At 71.5% G+C, this 18,080-nt stretch carries 19 protein-coding genes; 14 read left to right on the top strand and 5 right to left on the bottom strand.

The window, feature by feature from the left end; all coding sequences use genetic code 11:
* The first annotated feature begins 224 nt into the window (after window positions 1-224).
* The 11 genes from OHT57_RS02925 to OHT57_RS02875 all read left to right on the top strand — a co-directional run bounded on the left by OHT57_RS02925 (window position 225) and on the right by OHT57_RS02875 (window position 9,195).
* Entirely contained in the window at window positions 225-854 is a 630-nt protein-coding gene (locus tag OHT57_RS02925) for a sigma-70 family RNA polymerase sigma factor (protein ID WP_328744271.1), read from the top strand.
* A gap of 188 nt (window positions 855-1,042) precedes the next feature.
* On the top strand, window positions 1,043-2,239 hold the full coding sequence (locus OHT57_RS02920) for a lycopene cyclase family protein (protein ID WP_328744270.1): 1,197 nt from the start codon (window positions 1,043-1,045) through the stop codon (window positions 2,237-2,239).
* A gap of 64 nt (window positions 2,240-2,303) precedes the next feature.
* Entirely contained in the window at window positions 2,304-3,035 is a 732-nt protein-coding gene (locus tag OHT57_RS02915; RefSeq protein WP_328744268.1) for a class I SAM-dependent methyltransferase, read from the top strand.
* The gene (locus tag OHT57_RS02910; RefSeq protein WP_328744266.1) at window positions 3,032-4,573 is read left to right on the top strand and encodes an FAD-dependent oxidoreductase; all 1,542 of its coding nucleotides are present in this window, start codon (window positions 3,032-3,034) and stop codon (window positions 4,571-4,573) included. The genes OHT57_RS02915 and OHT57_RS02910 overlap by 4 nt, the downstream gene beginning before the upstream one ends.
* A 96-nt stretch (window positions 4,574-4,669) precedes the next feature.
* Entirely contained in the window at window positions 4,670-5,158 is a 489-nt protein-coding gene (locus OHT57_RS02905) for an SRPBCC family protein (protein ID WP_328744265.1), read from the top strand.
* Window positions 5,151-6,770, top strand: coding sequence for a phytoene desaturase family protein (locus tag OHT57_RS02900; RefSeq protein ID WP_328744264.1), 1,620 nt, complete (start codon window positions 5,151-5,153; stop codon window positions 6,768-6,770). Before OHT57_RS02905 ends, OHT57_RS02900 begins: the two co-directional genes overlap by 8 nt.
* Window positions 6,771-6,785: 15 nt before the next feature.
* A complete protein-coding gene (locus OHT57_RS02895; RefSeq protein WP_328744263.1) occupies window positions 6,786-7,256 on the top strand; it encodes a hypothetical protein in 471 nt (156 codons plus the stop codon).
* A gap of 74 nt (window positions 7,257-7,330) precedes the next feature.
* A complete protein-coding gene (locus OHT57_RS02890; RefSeq protein ID WP_328744262.1) occupies window positions 7,331-7,513 on the top strand; it encodes an SDR family NAD(P)-dependent oxidoreductase in 183 nt (60 codons plus the stop codon).
* A 14-nt stretch (window positions 7,514-7,527) separates the two neighbouring features.
* Entirely contained in the window at window positions 7,528-8,016 is a 489-nt protein-coding gene (locus tag OHT57_RS02885; protein WP_328744260.1) for an MSMEG_6728 family protein, read from the top strand.
* A 54-nt stretch (window positions 8,017-8,070) separates the two neighbouring features.
* Window positions 8,071-8,943 carry an oxygenase MpaB family protein gene (locus tag OHT57_RS02880; RefSeq protein ID WP_328744259.1) on the top strand — a complete coding sequence of 291 codons (873 nt, stop codon included), beginning with the start codon at window positions 8,071-8,073 and terminating at the stop codon, window positions 8,941-8,943.
* A 6-nt stretch (window positions 8,944-8,949) separates the two neighbouring features.
* Window positions 8,950-9,195: a hypothetical protein gene (locus OHT57_RS02875; protein WP_328744258.1), complete on the top strand. Its 246-nt coding sequence runs from the start codon at window positions 8,950-8,952 to the stop codon at window positions 9,193-9,195.
* 77 nt (window positions 9,196-9,272) lie between these two features.
* On the opposite strand, the gene OHT57_RS02870 is transcribed toward OHT57_RS02875, so the two are convergent.
* Both OHT57_RS02870 and OHT57_RS02865 read right to left on the bottom strand, forming a co-directional pair.
* Window positions 9,273-9,842 (bottom strand): TetR/AcrR family transcriptional regulator, encoded by a 570-nt coding sequence (locus OHT57_RS02870; RefSeq protein ID WP_328744257.1) that lies wholly within the window; start codon window positions 9,840-9,842, stop codon window positions 9,273-9,275.
* 499 nt (window positions 9,843-10,341) lie between these two features.
* Window positions 10,342-10,809 carry a winged helix-turn-helix transcriptional regulator gene (locus OHT57_RS02865; RefSeq protein WP_328744256.1) on the bottom strand — a complete coding sequence of 156 codons (468 nt, stop codon included), beginning with the start codon at window positions 10,807-10,809 and terminating at the stop codon, window positions 10,342-10,344.
* Between the two features lie 93 nt (window positions 10,810-10,902).
* On the opposite strand from OHT57_RS02865, the gene OHT57_RS02860 reads away from it, so the two are divergent.
* The 3 genes from OHT57_RS02860 (at window position 10,903) to OHT57_RS02850 (ending at window position 13,842) form a co-directional block, all read left to right on the top strand.
* On the top strand, window positions 10,903-11,403 hold the full coding sequence (locus tag OHT57_RS02860; protein WP_328744255.1) for a PaaI family thioesterase: 501 nt from the start codon (window positions 10,903-10,905) through the stop codon (window positions 11,401-11,403).
* 383 nt (window positions 11,404-11,786) lie between these two features.
* Complete coding sequence (locus OHT57_RS02855) at window positions 11,787-12,797, top strand: enoyl-CoA hydratase/isomerase family protein (RefSeq protein WP_328744254.1); 1,011 nt, start codon at window positions 11,787-11,789, stop codon at window positions 12,795-12,797.
* Between the two features lie 712 nt (window positions 12,798-13,509).
* Complete coding sequence (locus OHT57_RS02850; RefSeq protein WP_328744253.1) at window positions 13,510-13,842, top strand: acetyl-CoA synthetase; 333 nt, start codon at window positions 13,510-13,512, stop codon at window positions 13,840-13,842.
* A 35-nt stretch (window positions 13,843-13,877) separates the two neighbouring features.
* On the opposite strand, the gene OHT57_RS02845 is transcribed toward OHT57_RS02850, so the two are convergent.
* The 3 genes from OHT57_RS02845 to OHT57_RS02835 all read right to left on the bottom strand — a co-directional run bounded on the left by OHT57_RS02845 (window position 13,878) and on the right by OHT57_RS02835 (window position 17,871).
* Window positions 13,878-16,529 carry a glycosyl hydrolase gene (locus OHT57_RS02845; protein WP_328744252.1) on the bottom strand — a complete coding sequence of 884 codons (2,652 nt, stop codon included), beginning with the start codon at window positions 16,527-16,529 and terminating at the stop codon, window positions 13,878-13,880.
* Window positions 16,530-16,627: 98 nt separating this feature from the next.
* Window positions 16,628-17,215, bottom strand: coding sequence for a hypothetical protein (locus OHT57_RS02840; protein WP_328744251.1), 588 nt, complete (start codon window positions 17,213-17,215; stop codon window positions 16,628-16,630).
* Window positions 17,212-17,871: a hypothetical protein gene (locus tag OHT57_RS02835; protein ID WP_328744249.1), complete on the bottom strand. Its 660-nt coding sequence runs from the start codon at window positions 17,869-17,871 to the stop codon at window positions 17,212-17,214. Before OHT57_RS02835 ends, OHT57_RS02840 begins: the two co-directional genes overlap by 4 nt.
* Between the last annotated feature and the right edge of the window lie 209 nt (window positions 17,872-18,080).

The raw sequence follows: 18,080 nt of genomic DNA, 5'->3' as shown, positions 1-18,080 counted from the left end.
GTTCCCTCATCGAGATCCTCGCGATCACAGCTGGTTCTGTCGTCCAACGGTTCGGCCCGGGTGGTGCGGACGGATGCGGCGCGAGAGGGAAAGCAGGCCCGGGCTGCTCACGTCGGTGTTTTTCGATGCAAAGACGATGCGAGTTGTTCGGCTTGCATCGATTCCGCACGGTGGTGGGGCGACGGTCGCTCCCAGCGGCCACTCGGTCCGTCGGAGGAGTAGCCATGACGACCGCCCGGCAAACCAGCGCGGACATCGACACCACCCATAAAGTCAGCAATGCGGACAATAAAGACAGCGGTGATGCCGACCTCATCGAGGGATTCCTGGCCGGCGACGAGAGGTACCTCGCAGCCGTCCACCACCGGTGGGGCGCTCTCGTGCACGCCCTCGCCCGGCGCTCCCTGGGCGACGACAGGGAAGCGGAGGACATCACTCAGGTGGTGTTCCTGGCCGCATGGCGCGGCCGGGCCGGATTCACACCCGAGCGCGGCAACCTGCCCGCCTGGCTCGTGGGCATCGCCCGCCGGAAGATCGCGGACGCACTGTCGGCCCGCACCCGGCGCAACGAACTCGTCGCCGCCGCGGGCGCCCGACTGCTCCTGGTGGCCCAAGCCCAGGACGCGAGGCCGGAGACGGTTCTCGACCGTGTCGTCCTGGCCGACGAACTCTCCCGGCTTCCCCCGGCGCAACGCCGCGTGCTGAACCTCGCCTTCTACGACGACCTGACCCAGACCCAGATCGCCGAACTCACCGGCTGGCCCCTCGGCACCGTCAAGAGCCACGCCCGGCGCGGACTGCACCGCCTCGCTCGCCGACTGGAGGAGGACGACGCCGTGCAGTGCGCCGCGTAGGAACACCGCACAGCGGCGTGAGCAGGATGCACGGGCGATGCGTGCCGGCCCACCGCGGAGCCGGCAGGAGCCTCTGCCTCGCGCCTGCCCGTCGCCGCACGCGCGTGATGATCCGCATCCGGACGGGTACCGGAGACGGAATGGTGCGGACAGAACGCGACAGCGGCACGGAAGGGGTGGCATCGGTCGTGCTGGAGGCAGACGTCGCCATCATCGGAGCGGGAGCCGCGGGACTGTCCCTGGCCCACCGTCTGACCTGCCCCGCCCCCGGCTCCCGCCGCCTGTCCGTCGTCCTGTTGGAAGCCCCGCCCGGCCCCCTTCGGCCGCCCCCTCGCACCTGGTGCTTCTGGGAGGCGGCGGGAGCAGGACGCTTCGACGCGGCCGTCTCCGCCTCCTGGCGCCGACTGCGCGTGCACCGGCCCACGGGGCCGCCGATCGAGGACGACATCTCCCCCCTGCGGTACAAGATGATCCGCTCGGACGACTTCACCCGTCTGATCACCCAGGATCTCGCCCGCCACACCGGCACACGGCACCTGGAAGCGACGGTCGACACCGTGGACGGCCTCCCGGAGGGCGCCCGCATCCAGGCCCGCACCGCGGGCGGCGAAGCGCTCTCCGTGCAGGCCCGCTGGGTGTTCGACTCCCGTCCGCTCGGCAGCCTGCCCGCCGCCCGGACCACCCTGCTGCAGCACTTCCGAGGCTGGTTCGTACGGACGGACCGCCCCGTCTTCGACCCGGCCCGTGCCGAACTCATGGACTTCCGCACCCCCCAGCCCCCCACCGGACTCTCGTTCGGATACGTCCTGCCCACCGGCCCGCACCAGGCCCTGGTGGAGTACACGGAGTTCTCCCCGACGACCCTGACCGGCGACCAGTACGACGCAGCCCTGCGCCACTACACCGGCACCGTGCTCGGCCTGGACGACTTCGAGATCACCGGCACCGAGACCGGTGTCATCCCCATGACCGACGCGCCTTTCGCCCGGCAGACAGGGCCCTGCGTCTTCCGCATCGGCGCGGCGGGAGGAGCCACCCGGCCTGCCACCGGCTACACCTTCACGGGCGTACAGCGGCAGACCGCGGCCGTCGCGGAGGCCCTGCGCCAGGGACGCAGGCCGCTGCCGCCGCAGCCGCACCCGGCCCGCTCACGCGCCATGGACGCCGTGCTGCTGCACGCCCTCGACAGTGGCCTCGTGGACGGTGCCGCCTTCTTCTCCCGCCTGTTCACCCGGGTCCCCATGGCCCGGCTGCTGCGCTTCCTGGACGGCGAGACCCGGCTGCACGAGGACCTCGGCATCGGCCTGCACACCCCGGTGCGGCCCATGCTCCGCGCCGCCGCAGAAGTCCCCAGGCTGCCCCGACGCCCCTTTCCCGGCCCCTGAACCGCCGTGCTCCCGCGACGCGTTCCGACCGGACCTCCCCCCGACCCGCATTCAGGAGTGAGCAATGACCGTGCTGCGTGACGCGGATCTGGCGACCGCTTTCGACCATGCGGCGCACAGCTACGACGCCTTGGTGGCCGCCAACCCCGGCTACCACGCCCACCTGCGCCGCTCCGCCCGCCGACTCAGGCTGCCGCACCCCGGCACCGGACTGCGCGTACTGGATCTCGGCTGCGGCACGGGCGCGTCCACCGCGGCACTGTGCGCTGTCCTGCCCGACGCCGACATCACGGCCGTCGACGCCTCCGGCGGCATGCTGGAACGCGCCCGGGCCAAACCCTGGCCGGCCGGCGTCAGGTTCGTGCACGCCCCGGCGGAAGACCTCACCGAGGCGGGTGTGGAAGGGCCTTTCGACGCGGTCTTCGCCGCCTACCTCTTCCGCAACGTGGCCGATCCCGACGCCGTCCTCGCCACCGCCCACGGCCTGCTCGCCCCGCACGGCCGGCTCGCTGTGCACGAGTACACCCTGAGCGGGCGCCCCGGCCACCGCGCGGTGTGGACAGCCGTGTGCCGCGGTCTGGTGCTGCCCGTCGCCACCGCGCTCGGCGACGGTGACCTGTACCGCCATCTGTGGCGCAGCGTCGTGGACTTCGACACGGTCGGACAGTTCACGGACCGCGTCCGCACGGCCGGGTTCGACCAGGTGCGGGCGCTGCCGCTGCCCGGCTGGCAGACCGGCATCACCCACACGGTCGTGGGCCGCCGCACGGACACCACCGCGGGGGCGGGGCGATGACCGGCGCCGTCGGCCCGCACCGCGACCGCCGCGCCGTCTTCCTGCCCCCGCCGCCGGGGGCGGCACGCCTCGGCGGACGCGCGCGCAGCACGGCGGTCGTGGGCGCCGGTATCGCGGGCCTCGCCGCCGCCACGGCCCTGGCCGAACGAGGCGTCCACGTCACGCTCCACGAACGCGAGCCCTACCTGGGCGGCCGCGTGGGCGGCTGGCCGATCACCCTGTACGACGGCTCCACCGCGACCATGAGCCGAGGCTTCCACGCCTTCTTCCGCCAGTACTACAACCTCCGCAGCCTGCTGCGCCGCACCGACCGCCACCTCGACCGCCTCACCGCCCTGCCCGACTACCCGCTGCGGCACGCCGACGGACTCCACGACAGCTTCCGCCGGGTCCCGCGCACCCCACCGCTGAGCGCACTGGGCTTCGTGGCCCTCAGCCCCTCCTTCCGCTCGCGCGACCTGCTCCGGATGAACCCCGCCGCCGCCCTGGCCCTGCTCGACGTACGGGTCCCCGAGATCTACACGCGGTTCGACGACGTCAGCGCCCACGACTTCCTGGACACGCTGCGCTTCCCGAAGGCCGCACGCCATCTGGCCTTCGAGGTGTTCTCCCGCAGCTTCTTCGCCGACCCCCGGCAGCTGTCGGCCGCCGAGATGGTCCTGATGTTCCACATCTACTTCCTCGGTTCCGCCGAGGGCCTGCTCTTCGACGTCCCCGGCGACCCGTTCTCGACGGCCCTGTGGGACCCCCTCGCCTCCCACCTGCAGCGACACGGCGTCACCATCCGCACGGCCACCACGGTCGACACCGTCTCGCCCACCGCGGACGGCGGCTTCACGGTCGCGGCGAACGGCGAGGAGAAGCGGTACGACACGGTCGTACTCGCCCTCGACACCCTCGGACTGGGCACGCTGGTCGCCCGCTCGCCCGACCTGGGCGATGCCGCATGGCGTGCCCGCATCGGAGGGCTCCGCACGGCCCCGCCCTTCCTGGTTTCCCGCCTGTGGCTCGACCGACCCGTGGCCCGTGACCGGCCCGGCTTCCTCGGCACGGCCGGATACGGCTCGCTGGACAACATCAGCGTCCTCGAACGCTGGGAGCGAGAAGCCGCCCGCTGGGCCGCGCGCACCGGCGGATCCGTGGTCGAGCTGCACGGATACGCCCTGCCCGAGGACGCCGCTCCCGACGCGGAGGCGAGCCGCCTGATCGAGCAGCTCCGGCGCGTCTACCCGGAGACCCGCGGCGCGCGCATCCTCGACGCCCGCCACGAGTGGCGCCGGGACTGCCCTCTGTTCCCACCCGGCGGCCACGTCGACCGCCCCGGCGTACGAACCCCGCACCCCGGTCTGCTGCTCGCCGGCGACCTGGTCCGCACCGACCTGCCCGTGGCGCTGATGGAGCGGGCCGCCACCAGCGGATTCCTCGCCGCCAACGCGCTGTTGCAGTCCTGGGGAGTACGCGGCCACCCCCTGTGGACCGTGCCCGACCGCGGCCGCACCCGTGTGCTGAGGGGCCTGGCCCGCCTTCACCGAGCCTGATCCGGTCCCGGAGGGTGCTGGTTGGACCGGTCAGCCTCGGGCACTCGGGGCACGGCCGACGGGCAACCCGGTCCAGGCAGTCCTTTGGAGGTATCCGTGGCCGTTCGCCATCGTCTGATCAAAGTCAGCCCGAGCGCCGTGTGGGACGTCCTCGCCGACGGCCACCGCTACGCGGAGTGGGTGGTGGGAACCTCCGAGTCCGAGCCGGTCCGCGGGCAGTGGCCGCACAAGGACGCGGCGATCCGCTTCCAGGTCGCGATCGGCCCGCTGAAGCTGGTCAACGAGACGGTCGTACGCCGCTGCGAGGAAGGCGTGGACCTGGAACTGGAGGCCCACGCCGGACCGCTGGGCACCGCGCGCATCGCGATCGAACTGCGGCCGTGGGGCGAGCACTGCCTGGTGATCGTGGACGAGCACCCCCTTCAGGGCGCGGGCGGCCGACTGCACAACGTCGGCTTCGACGCGCTGATCCAGCTGCGCCACCGCACCATGCTGGCCCGTCTCGCCCGGCTGTGCGAGAACGAGGTACGTGAGGCTCCCCGACAGGCGTCGGCGCGAGGCGTGGCGGGAGTCGGGCATGCCTGATGCCGTGGTGATCGGAGCGGGCCCCAACGGCCTGGTCGCCGCCAACCTGCTCGCGGACGCCGGGTGGAGTGTCGAGGTACTGGAGGAGCAGCCGGAGTCGGGTGGCGCGGTCCGCCACGACCACGGAGTGGATCCGGCCTACGTCAGCGACCTCTTCAGCGCCTTCTACCCGCTCGCGGCCGCCTCCCCGATCCTGGCCGGGCTGCGCCTGGACCGGTACGGGCTGCGGTGGAGCCACGCACCCAGCGTGCTCGCGCACCCGCTCACCGACGGCAGCTGCGCCCTCCTGGACCGCGACATCGACACGACCGCCGCGTCCCTCGACGCCTTCGCATGGGGCGACGGGGCGGCCTGGCGGCGACTGCACGACGTATGGGAGTCCCTGCGCCCCGACATCGTGGACGCCCTGTTCACCCCCTTCCCGCCGGTCCGCGCGACGGCCCGGCTGGCGAGGCGGCTGCGGGCCGCGGGCGGACTGCGCATGGCCCGCACCCTGGTCCTGCCGGTCCGGCGCATGGGCGAGGAGGAGTTCCACGGCCAGGGCGGCCGACTGCTGCTGGCCGGAAACGCCCTGCACGCCGACCTCGCCCCCGAGTCGGCGGGCAGCGGCGGCTTCGGCTGGCTGATGGCCATGCTGGGACAGACGTACGGCTTCCCCGTCCCCGTCGGCGGCTCCGGCGCCCTGACCGACGCCCTGACCCGACGCCTGGAGGCCAAGGGCGGTCTGATCCGCTGCGGGCAGCGCGTCGAGCGGATCGTCGTCCGCGGCGGGCGGGCCGTCGGCGTGCGCACGGCCGCCGGTGACGCGGTGGTGGCGCGCCGCGCGGTGCTGGCGGACGTGTCGGTGCCCGCCCTGTACGGCGACCTCCTCGACCCCGAGCATCTGCCCGCCCAGCTCCAGGAGGACCTGCGCCGGTTCCAGTGGGACTTCGCCACCTTCAAGGTGGACTGGGCGCTGGACGGCCCCGTGCCGTGGCAGGCGGAACCGGCGTCCCGGGCGGGCACCGTGCACCTGGCCGACGGAGTGGACGAGCTCACCCGCTTCGCCGCACAGATCGCCATGCGGGAGGTCCCCGACCGGCCCTTCCTGCTGTTCGGCCAGATGACCACCGCCGACGCCACCCGCTCCCCCCGGGGCACCGAATCGACCTGGGCCTACACCCACGTCCCCCACGAGATCGGCGCCGACGCCGGCGACGAGGGCATCACCGGCCGCTGGGACACGAAGGACCAGGAACTCATGGCCGACCGGGTCGAACGCCAGGTGGAACGCTTCGCGCCCGGCTTCCGCTCCCTGGTCCGCGCCCGCCGCATCCTGGCGCCCCCGACGCTGGAGTCCCTCGACGCCAATCTGCACGGCGGCGCCATCAACGGGGGTACCACCGCGATACACCAGCAGCTCGTCTTCCGCCCGGCCCCCGGCACCGGCCGCCCCGAGACCGCCGTCCCCGGCCTCTTCCTGGCCTCCGCCGGGGCCCACCCGGGCGGCGGCGTCCACGGCGCACCAGGCGCCAACGCCGCCCGGGCCGTACTGCACCGCCACCGGCCACCGGGCCTGGCCCGCGCCCAACGGCTGCTGACCCGCCGCGACCGCGCCGGAACCAGCCGCTGACGTCAAGGAGCACCCGTGAACCACCTCCAGGAAGCCCACGACAGCCCAGAGGGCCCCGACCGTGACCACCGGCGACCGCCCGGCGTCGACGACAAGACCGTCGAGGCCCTCGGTGCGCTGTCCAAGGCCCTGGAGACGACCGAGCGGGCCCGAGGAAGTCTGTACGCGTTCCACCAGCTGACCGGAGGCGCCGACCTGGAGCTGGACCGAGCCGTCCGGTTGCTGCGCGAGGCCGGTCACCCCGAATGGGCCGAGAAGGTCCGCGCGGAGATCCTCGGACGCAACGTCATCCCCGGGCACTGGACGTTCCAGATCATCGAGGCGTACAACGCCACCTACTACCGGCCCTTCCAGCAGTTGGAGACCAGTGCGGTGGAGGCTCTCGCGCAGGGCCGCGACCACCTGTACGAGGCGGAAATGAAGGAAGAGCGCCGCACCCCCGGCCACCCCGACCACACCGCGCGCCCGCCGGCCCCCAGGACCTGAGGCGCATCCGAACACCACGTCCGCACGGAAGTCCCCGACAGGACGCGCGTTCCGACGGAAAGGAAATGCCCCTCGTGAGCAGCAGCAGCCCGCTCGCCGACCGGACGGTCGCCGTCACCGGAGCCGCCCGCGGCCTGGGCGCTGCCATGGCCCGCGAGATCGCCCGCCGCGGCGCCCGGGTCGCGCTGCTCGGCCACGAGAAGGCCGCCCGCGCAGGAGGCCTCGCCGACCGTGCGGCCCGCGCACCGCACGAGTAGTGAGCAGGTCAGCCATGCAGACCTTCCTGCCCCACCCCGACTTCCGGGAGACGGCCCTGCTGCTGGACCGGCGACGGCTGGGCAAACAGCGGGTCGAGGCCTTGCAGGTGCTGCGCGGCCTGACCGTCCCCGGATACGGCTGGCGCCGACACCCGGCCGTACGGATGTGGACGGGGTACGAGGAGGCGCTCGTACGGTACGGCCTGGAGATCTGCCGGGTCTGGCGCGAACAGGGACACCAGGACAGCTGCGCCGCCTCCCTCGTCGCCGGCCTGGCCGAACACCGGCCCGGCGCCCCGGTGCGCGACCAGCCGGAACTGGCCGCCGCCGGCGAACTGCCGCCCTGGCTCGGCGACGAAGCCTTCCACGAGAGCCACCGCTCGGCACTGGTCCGCAAGGAACCGGAGGCGTACGCCGCTGTGTTCCCCGACGCACCCGAGGACCTGCCCTACGTGTGGCCGGCCTCGGACCGTGATCCGCAGCATGCGCCCACCGGCCGGTGACCCACGACGCCGGCGGGCGGACACTGGAAAGCAGCAGGAGAGGGGAGGCCGCTCATGCTGACGACCGTCCACGAACAGTTGGGCCTGGCCCTGTTCCGCCGCGTCGCGGGCCCCGACGGAGCGGCGAACCACGCCCGCATCCACAACACCCCCGGCCCGCGCTGGTTCGCACGAGGCCACCCGATCCGCACGGTCCACGGCGACGCCTCGATGTTCATCGGCGGGATCGGCGCACTTCTCCTGCAGTCCCTGCACCCGCTCGCCATGGCGGCGGTGGCCGGCCACTCGGGCTACCGCGGCGACCCGTGGGGCCGCCTCCAGCGCACCAGCACCTTCCTCGCCGTGACGACCTACGGCACCGCGCAGGACGCCCAGCGGGCCGTCGACCACGTCCGCGCCATCCACGAACGCATCCGCGGGACGACCACCGACGGAACGCCGTACCACGCGGCCGACCCGCACCTGCTCGCCTGGGTCCACGCCGCCGAGACGGACAGCTTCCTGCGCGCCCACGAACGCTACGGAGCCCGGCCGCTGGACCCTGCCGGCTACGACGCCTACGTCGCCGACACCGCGCGCGTCGCCGAGGCGCTGGGGGTCATCGAGCCACCCCGCAACCGCCGCGAACTGTCGCAACTCCTGACCGCCTACCGCCCCGAACTGCACGCCACCCCGGAGGCCAGAGCCGCCGCCCGTTTCCTCCTCCTCCGGCCTCCACTGCCCCTCGCGGTACGCCCGTTCTACGGCGGTCTCGCCGCCGGCGCCGTGGCTCTCCTGCCCTCCTGGGCCCGCGGCATGCTGTGGCTGCCGCGACTGCCCCTCGTGGACGACCTCGCCGTACGCCCCGCCGGCCGGGCCCTGACCCGCACCATTCGCTGGGCCATGACTTCTGGCCCGCGCGGCGGGGCTGGAAGCCGTCAGCCGTGAACCCCCATGCTGTCCACGGCCGTTCTGCAGCCGGCTTCCCCGACGTTCGCCGTCACCACCTGCCTGCTCGCCCTGCTGCTCCCCGCCTCGCGGCGGGCGCGATGGCGACAGGAGTGGCACGCCGAACTGGCCAACCTTCCCACCAGGCACACCCGCGCACGGTTCACCTTCCGGGTCCTGCTCGGCGTACTCAGCTTGTCCGTCACGGTGCGCCGTGCGGAGGGCGGGGCGAAGGCGCGCTCGTCCGGGTGAAGGGGCCCGGACGCATGGGGCGGATTGCCCCCGGGCGCGCCGCGGTCGCCGAGCCTGTGCGGGAAGACGGCGACGCCTCAGCGCACGTCTGCCGCGTCGAGCAGGATGACGACGGTGGGGATGATGAGTCCGGTCAGGGTGTCGGCGTGGATGCCTGCGCGAGCGCTGGCGCCGTCGAAGACCAGGATGAGCTGTCGGGCCAGCAGGTCCGGGTCGCTCGCGCCGCCCTGTTCGGCCTCGGAGCGGAAGAAGGCCGTCAGGTTGGCCTTGATCCCGTGCGCCACCTGGCTGGCGGGGTGGCCCTGGTTCTTGAGCTCAATCTGCACCGCGAGATATCGGCAGCCATGGAAATCGGGCTCTCCCGCCTGGAGTTCCACCTGCTCGAAGACGTGCAGGATGCGCTCGCGTGGTGAGCGGCCGTCGTCCGCCGCAGGAAGGAGCGTGGCTGTGTAGGCGGCGGAACGCTCCTTGAGGCTTGTCGCGAGCAGTTCGTCCTTGCTCTCGAACAACTGGTACATGGAGCGCTTCGACACTCCCGCCGCTTTGCACAGCGCCTCGATGCCGATGCCGACACCTTCGCGGTAGGTGAGTGTGGCCGCTGCCTCCAGCAGGCGCTCTCTGGAGCTTGGCTTCACTTGGGTGGTCATACCGTGAGGATAACGCGAAGCGGACGAATCAGAAACCGATCGGTTTTAGCGGGCCGGGGGCAGGTGGTCGGGAAGGGGGCAGGAATGGTGTCCGCCGCCCAGTCCGCACGGCTGCACGACCGTCACCACCCGCCGTAGAGACGCGGCCCTGGCCGGTGAGGGCAGACGCCTGATCGACGTCGGCCTGTTCCGTCAGGGCGAGGCGCTGGCCTATCTCACGCAGGCGCTGGCCGTCCATCGCCGCAGCGAGCCGACGCACCAACTCGCCGCGCTCGCCGACAGTTTGGGCCGCCTGCCACTGACCCTGTCCCAGGCGGCCGCCTACATGGTGGACTCGGGCCGCAAGGCCGCCGCCTACCGCGACATGCCGACGGACACGGACCACCGGCTCGCCGACATGAGCCCCGAGTTCCTGCCGGACGACCAGAGGGCGACGGTCGCCGCCACCTGGGCCCGACGAACGGATAGGTCCTCATTCCGCGCTGCGAGCGTCGGGGCCCTACGGTCGAAGGCGGGCACCTGGTCCCAGTCGGGCGGTGACGTCTGCGGGTGTGAGGGCGGTGTGGTCCTCGGAGCACTCGACGACGACGCGGACCGGGGCGTCGCAGTCGGCGTGGCGGACGTCCAGTACGGGACCCTCGGGGCCGACCGCGTAGAGCTCGCCCCACTGGCTCAGCGCCATGAGGACCGGCCACAGGTCCCAGCCCTTGCGGGTCAGGCGGTACTCGTTTCGGGAGCGGCTGCCCGGCTCCTGGTAGGGGACCGCCTTCAGGATGCCGGCCGCGGTCAGTTTCCTCAGGCGATCGCTGAGCACGGCCTCGGACAGGCCGATGTGGCGGTGGAGGTCGTCGAAGCGGCGGACTCCGTTGACGGCGTCGCGCAGGATCAGCAACGTCCACTTCTCTCCGACCACATCGAGCGTGCGCTGGACGGGGCAGTTCTCCGTGCTCGCCTCAAGCCACTTCATGCCGCCATGGTAGGGGCCTGGCTTCACCATTGACAGTGAGCTGACCTCGCGGCTAGCTTCACTTGTAAAAGCCAGACGGGAAGGCACTCGCTCGTGGGACGAACGCGTACGTATCAATGGGACGATCCCGCGATTCTGGCGGAAGCGGCCGGACGCATGGCCGGCATCGACTTCCTGCGCGAACTGCAGGCGGGGCGTCTGCCGAGGCCGCCCATCAACCACGCCGTCGACTTCGCCCTGGACGAGGTGGAGCCGGGCAGGGCGGTCTTCTCCCTGACCCCGGGGGAGGAGCACTACAACCCCATCGGCAGTGTCCACGGCGGCATCTTCGCCACCCTGCTCGACTCGGCCGCGGGATGCGCTGTCCAGTCCACCCTCCCGCAGGGCATGGCGTACACCTCACTCGACCTGACCGTGAAGTTCCTGCGACGGATCACCGTGGACACGGGCACGGTCCGTGCGATCGGCACGATTGTCAACAAGGGCCGCCAAACCGCGCTCGCTGAAGCGCGGTTGGTCGACGGGACGGACCGGCTGCTTGCCCACGCCACCAGTAGCTGCCTGCTCTTCCCGGTGCCTCCCTCGCAAGGGTGAGCCTCAACGGCGCGCGGTGCGACCGGCGTTGATCCCTCTCACGGGGTCCGGGTGTCCTTCCCGTCACGATCCTGTACTGCAGGTGGCGAAACTCGAGTTCGCCCGGATCGCCGACAGGCTCGTCGAGACGCTTCACGCCCTGTGCGAGGATCTTTGGGTGCCCACCACCAGGCACCCGGCATCGACACGGACGAGTGGATCCGCCTGCCGCCGCGTTCGGCCTCGCATGCGCTCGCGTCCGGATCCTCCGTGAACAGTGCCGCCGTACCCGCCGCGGACGAGATCCAGGATCTCCACGCGCGATCTGCGCCGGACAACACCCGGCAGAATGAGGAACATGATGGGCCACCACAGCCAGGGCCGCGCGGACGGCGCGACGACCCTTGACTGACGCCGCTGCGGTCGAGATCGTCACCGGCGTCCACCGGGGCGTCGGCCGCATCCTGCTGAACCGGCCCAAGGCGCTCAACGCCCTGACGACAGACATGGTCGCCGCCATCGACGGTGTGCTCGCCGCGTGGGAGGACACACCTCTGTCCGCTGTGCTGATCGCCAGCACCAGCGCGAAGGCGTTCTGCGCCGGTGGGGACATCCGTACGATCCGCGAGCACAGCCTCGCCGGGGACGCCAAGGCCAGTGAGAGGTTCTTCGCCTCCGAGTACCGGCTCAACGCCCGGATCGCCGAGTACCCCGTGCCGGTCGTCTCGCTCATCGACGGTCTGTGCATGGGCGGCGGCCTCGGCCTGTCCGTACACGGCGCCTTCCGCGTCGTCACCGAACGCGCGGTACTGGCGATGCCCGAGACCGGGATCGGGTTCTTCCCGGACATCGGGGCCAGCTACTTCCTGCCGAGGCTGCCCGGCGCGATCGGCATGTACCTGGGACTGACCGGGCACCGGATCGACGCGGCCGACGCCCTGTACACGGGACTGGCCACGCATTTCGTCCCCGCGGACGGGCCCGACGCGGTCGCAGAGTCCCTGGCCGACCACCCCGGCGACCCGGTGGACGTCGTCCTGAACCGCCTTGCCGGCCGTTCCCCGGTGGCGGAGAGCAGGCTGGCGGAGGTGCGCGGGGACGTGGACCGGGCGTTCGGCGCGCCGACCCTCGGCGAGATCGACAAACGCCTGCGCCACCTCGACACCCCTTGGGCGGCAACCGCACTGGCCGCCTTGGAGTCCGCTTCGCCGCAGAGCCTGGAGATCACCCACGCCCTGCTGGCCCGGGGCAGACAGCGCACGTTGCGCCAGTGCCTGGACGCCGAACTCTCCCTCGCGCGCACGACCATCCGTACCCCGGATTTCCTGGAGGGTGTCCGCGCGGCCCTGGTCGACAAGGACCGCGCTCCCCACTGGCAACGCGCCCCACTCGACGTCCGGACACCGCCGGCCTGAGCTCTTCCGCCGTGATCGCGAGTTCGCCTGGTGCGGGGGACCGGCCGTGCGGGAGCGGGGCACGCGTGAACAGGACGGGAGCGTCCAGGAATGCCGTCGCTCCGATCTTCATCGGGCCGCGGCCACGCAGGTGGCACCTTTCCGGACCGTGCGCACGACGCCGGGACGGAAGTGGCGTTGACGGCACGGGGCCGCAGACGGCAGGGTTCCGTAACGAGCCCGAGGCCACGGCCTCGTTCCGGACATCGCGCTCGGCCAGGCCCGGCCATCGAGGGACGGCGCCGACTGACGCGTGACCTGCCGGTCTGTGGTCGTCTCGTGACCTCTCCGGTGTCCCGTCGCGCAGTCTCGACACCCGCAGGCTTCCCGCAGCCCGGGCCAGGCCACTTCGCTGGCATCTGAACCAGGACGCCCCGATCCTCGTCGAAGAGGCATGCTGGTGTCCGTGCATGAACCGGGAGGTGCCGGAATGCGGTGGTGGGCTGGAGTGTGGGCGGTCGCCGGGGTGGCCGTCCTGGTGGCGTGCGGTACGTCGGCGGGAGGGCCGCCGGGGTCTTCGGGCAGGAGCAGCGGCACGGCAGGGCAGTCGGGTGGTGCGCCGGCCCGCACGTCCGCGGTCGCGACCCCGCTCCCTTCCATGAGCCCGACCGGGGAAAGCCCGTCCCGGAACCCGTCCGGACCGGCCACCGCGCCGCCTTCGAAGGCGAGCTGTGTGTCCGGGCGCGCGGAGGTCACCGTCGGTCCCGGTGACGCGGTCGTCCAACGGCTGTGCGCCCGGCCGGGAGCCGTCGTGTCCCTCGTCCTGGAACCCCGGGCGGACGACAGACGGTGGACGGCCGCACTGAGTTCCGCGCCGGTCTTCGTCCAGGTGTCCGGCTGGCAGGTGGACGGGGACGGCACGGCCCGCGCCGCGCTGCGATGCGCGGGCACCCGGGGCGGCACGGCCGAGATCACCGTGCGGGCCAAGGCGCCGGACGTGGCAGGCGCGGCACGGGTCGCCTTCACGCTGCACGTGGATGTGCTGCCGCACACGACGCAGGGGTGACCCCGGAAACCGGGGCCACCCCTGTCACGTGACCGTCAGCCGCAGTCGCGCACCTTGATGGAGTAGATGCCACGGCCGTGGGTGGCCGCGTACAGCGTGCTGCCGTCGGGGCTCAGCTTCAGCTGGAGCACGGCGACCGCCGGGAGGCTGCCGACACGCTGCCAGGCCGTACGGCCCGCGGCCCGGTAGACGACACCCAGGTCGGTTCCGACGGCGAGGCCGCCGTTCGGTGTGATGACCGCGGAGTCGGCGGGCACGTCGGGGAAGTTCTTGGAGATGTCCTTCCAGGTGGTTCCGCCGTCCTTGGACTCGAAGACGTGTCCCACGCCCGCACCCGGTCCCTCGGTCCACTGCCGGGAGAAGCCGTTGACCGTGAGGTAGACGTGGTCGGCGTTCTTCGGGTCGATGGCGAAGCCGCTGAGGTAGCGGTTGGGCACGGTGCCGTCCACGGGCAGGGTGATGTCGTGCCAGCCGGTGCCGTCCGCGTTGCCGACGGCGATACCGCGGGTGAAGCCCTGGTTGTTGCAGGGTCCGCACCAGGCCGCGTACACCTTGCCGCCGGAGGCTGCGACGGCGGTGGCGGTGTGGCCGGAGCCGAGGTCGTACACGCTCTTCCACTCCGAACCGCTGCGGATGGCGTAGCCGTGGGTCTGCACCCAGATGTGCCGGCCGCCCGCGATCCACGTCGAGGAGTTCTTCGTGTCGGCCGCGAGCGGGGCGATGAAGCGGGCCTCGCTGGTCGCGTTGTCGGCCGGAGCGACGCTGTACGAGGTGGCCTTGCTGGGGTCGTCGATCCAACTGCCGTCGTTGACGGCACAGTTCTGGGTCACCTGGATGGACAGGTAGACGTACTCCTCGGCGATGTTGCACCCGTTGGCCGGGTCGGTGAGTGTGTCGCCGCCGTCACCGCCGAAGTTGGAGCCCATCACCTGGTCGTTGCTGCGCAGGACGGACTGGCCGTTGTCCTGCAGGCCGCCGGTGACGGAGACGCCGCCGTGGTCCAGGTCCTTGCCGATGCCCACCGAGTAGTACTGCAGGGTGTCGATGGTGCCGTCGTTCAGCGAGGTCCAGTCAGTGGCGTGCCCGGAGGCATCCTGGGAGCCGTGGACCGGGCGCTTGTAGACGCCGCCGTCGTTGCCGACGTACACGAAGCTCTTGCCGTGGTAGCGGCCGATCGCGACACCGTGCTGGTCGGAGTGGGTGGTCGGGCTGCAGTCACCGGTCTGCTTGGCCGGATCGATGTTCCAGCAGGGGAAGGAGAAGTTCCAGTACGGGCCCACCGTGGACCAGGTGCTGCCGCCGTCGTCGGTCTCGTAGACCTCCTCCAGACCCGCGTAGACGTGCTCCGCGTCCGCCGGGTCCACGGTCAGGAACTGGTTGTACCAGGCCTGTACGCCCGGCATGTAGCCGCTGGTGGTCAGTGCGGAGCCGTCGGCTGCCAGGCCCTGGTAGTCGGCGATCTTCGTCCAGGGGCCGGTGGGGGAGCCGGACTTGGAGACGTAGATGCCCTCCAGGCCGCTGTCCGGGTTGGTGTTCAGCTGCTCCGGCGACTGGTCGATGGCGTAGTAGCGGGAGCCGTCGGCGGAGCGGGCGAAGGTGACGCTGCCGACGTCGTCCGCGTCGGCGGGCAGGTCGCCGAGGCCGCTGGTGATCCGCGTCCAGGTGCCGCCCGCGCCCTTGGTGTAGAAGCCGTTGTAGTCGTCACCGCTGCGCCAGCCCACCGCGAGAACGACCTTGCTCGGGTTCTTCGGGTCGATCGCGATGTCGTTGGCGATGTTCTTGTACGGGGCGCTGGGGTCGTGGGCATCCGAACGGCCCGGCAGATACGAGGGGTTGGGCGCGAACTCCAGCTTCCAGGTGCCCTTCAGCGTCTTCGTGGAGTGGCTCCACACGCCCTCGCTGGTCGCAGCCCACACCTTGCTGCCGCCGAACCGCAGTTCGTGGATGCTGGTGGACTCCAGTTCGTCGCCGCCGACCCGGCTGCGGGTGGAGAAGGTGCCGTTGTGCGGGTGGGACAGGACGTAGACACCGCTGCCGAGGTAGGCGTCCGCGTTGGTCGTCGCCTCGCCGGTGCCCAGCCACAGCCGGCCGCCCCCGTCGAGCGCGAGCGCGCCGGTGGACTGTGCCGGCAGCCGGTCGCTGATCGGCTGCCAGTGCCCGCCGCCGGACCTGGAACGCCACACACCGCCGCCCGCGCTGCCCGCGTACACGTACCCGTCGTCGTCGGCCGCGATCGCCGCCATCCGGCCGGTGACGTTGCCGGAGCCGCCGCTGGAGTTGGAGTCGATGTCGCGGTAGCGCGAGTCGTCGGAGTTGTACGGCAGGTCGGTGACGTTGCGCCAGGTGCCGCCGGTGCTCTTCAGACCGGTCAGGTCGTTCCACGCCGCGCCGTAGGCGCCCGGTGCGACGATGCCGGGCGAGGTGCGCGCCTCGGCGTACTGGTCGGCGCCCTCGGCTATCTCGTCGGCCTCGTTGCCGTCATCGCCGTCACCGTCCTCGGCCTTGAGGCTGGGGCTCATGGCGCCCACCGAGTGTGCGCGTGCGGCGGCGAGCTGGTCGAGCGTGCGGGCGCCGAAGGGGCTCCCGCTCTGGCCGGACGCGGCGCTTGCGGGTATCGCGACGAGTGCGGCGGATGCGGTGATGGCCCAGGTCGCGAGCCATCGTCTCTTGCGGGTCGGTGCTGACACGAGGTCCTCCCAAACAGGCATACGTACGGCCGTCGTTGGGACCCGACCACGGACGGGTGGGGATGTCCGACACTTGGAAATCCTTTGACCAGAGCCTGTCACTTCGTGTACAGGACGCCGATCGGCCGTTGACGTCCCGCGACTTGACCCGGCCACCGACCGTACAAAAATCGTCCTTGTCGCCGACACGGACGGTGCTGCCTGTGGCCACCGGTGTTCGCGTCGGGGCGCAGCCAGTGCGCCACACAGACGGCCAGGACGATGCCGTCGCCCGGATCGGGCGGGAGGTCACGCAACTCGAAGAACCGGTTCAGGCGCTCGAAGTCGATTCTCGCGTAGTTAATGGCGCCTTGCACCGAGCAGCAGGCGCGGGTGTGCTCGGCTGCGAGGCGGAGGTCGGCCAGATGGCGCACCGGATCGGCGCCGCACAGCACCGCATCGGCGATGTCGAAAAGGTCGTCGCCCCAATGCGTCGGACAGGCGCGGAAGGCGACGTGGAACGCCTTGAGTTCCCTCAAGGCGGCGTCGCGGGCGTCACGATCGGGCTCAGTGACAGCGGTGGTCGTGCCGGTTCTCGTCGGTGGAGGACTCGCACACCTGTCGCCGTGCAGCATGGGGTTTTGTCTCAAGCTGAATTGGGCCGGCGGCCGCACCGACCGAATGGTCGGCGCGCCGGCCCATGTCATGCGTCGATCGTGTCGGCCTTCTTCTCGGCCTGCGGTGCCGCTGCCTGCTTCGGGGCGTCGGGGGCGGTGTAGTAGACGGAGGAACCCTGCTTGGAGCGTTGCGCCTGGGTGCGGGCGACCAGTCCTTCGAGGGTGGTGCGCACTACGGTCGTCTTGACGCCGCGGTCGGGGTGAGCCTTGCCGAGAGCTGTGGTGATCTCGGCCGCCGACCGCGGTTCGCGCTGGTCGGCGAGGTGGCGGCGGACCAACTCGACCAGCGTCGGCTGTGTCGGTGTGGCTGCCTCGGACTTACCTGTCGGCTTCTGAGCGGTCTGCTTGGCGGACGAGGTGCGATCGGCTTCGGAAGAGGTCTTCTTCGTCCGCGTCTGCTTGTCTGCGCCGGACTTGGCGGCTGCCTTCTTGCGGGGGGTGCGGGCGGTGGGAGCCACGACACTGTCCGACGGGGCTGCGGTCTCGGGGGAGGCCGGTGCCGTTTCGATCGCTCGCTGAATGCTGACCAGTACCTGGTGGTCACGCTGGAGGGCTGCCAACTGCTCCTGCAGGAGGGTGACTTCCTCGCTGAGTCGTTCCTGCTCCTTGGAGTTGCTTGCGAGGTCGGCATTGACTTGAGCGCTGTACTGCGAGGTCAGTTCGGTGGTGGAGGTGTTCTCGGGCATGGGACAACCTTTCCTCGGTCTGAGGCCGAAGTGGACGGCCTGCCAGGTTCGGTGCCGTCCCGGACTGATGTGTGCGGGTGGCAGCCGTACTCCTGCGCAATGCTCTGTCGTAGCGATAGTACGGACAACCGGACGTGGGGTGTCCCGCTTGAACGCTCTGAGTCGTGCCGCTGCCGTGGTGGGGAGCGGCGATCGGGCAAGGGCGACCT

Source organism: Streptomyces sp. NBC_00285 (genome assembly GCF_036174265.1).
GTDB lineage: Bacteria > Actinomycetota > Actinomycetes > Streptomycetales > Streptomycetaceae > Streptomyces.
Note: the sequence above shows the minus strand (reverse complement) of the source record. Positions and strands in the feature narration are given on the sequence as shown.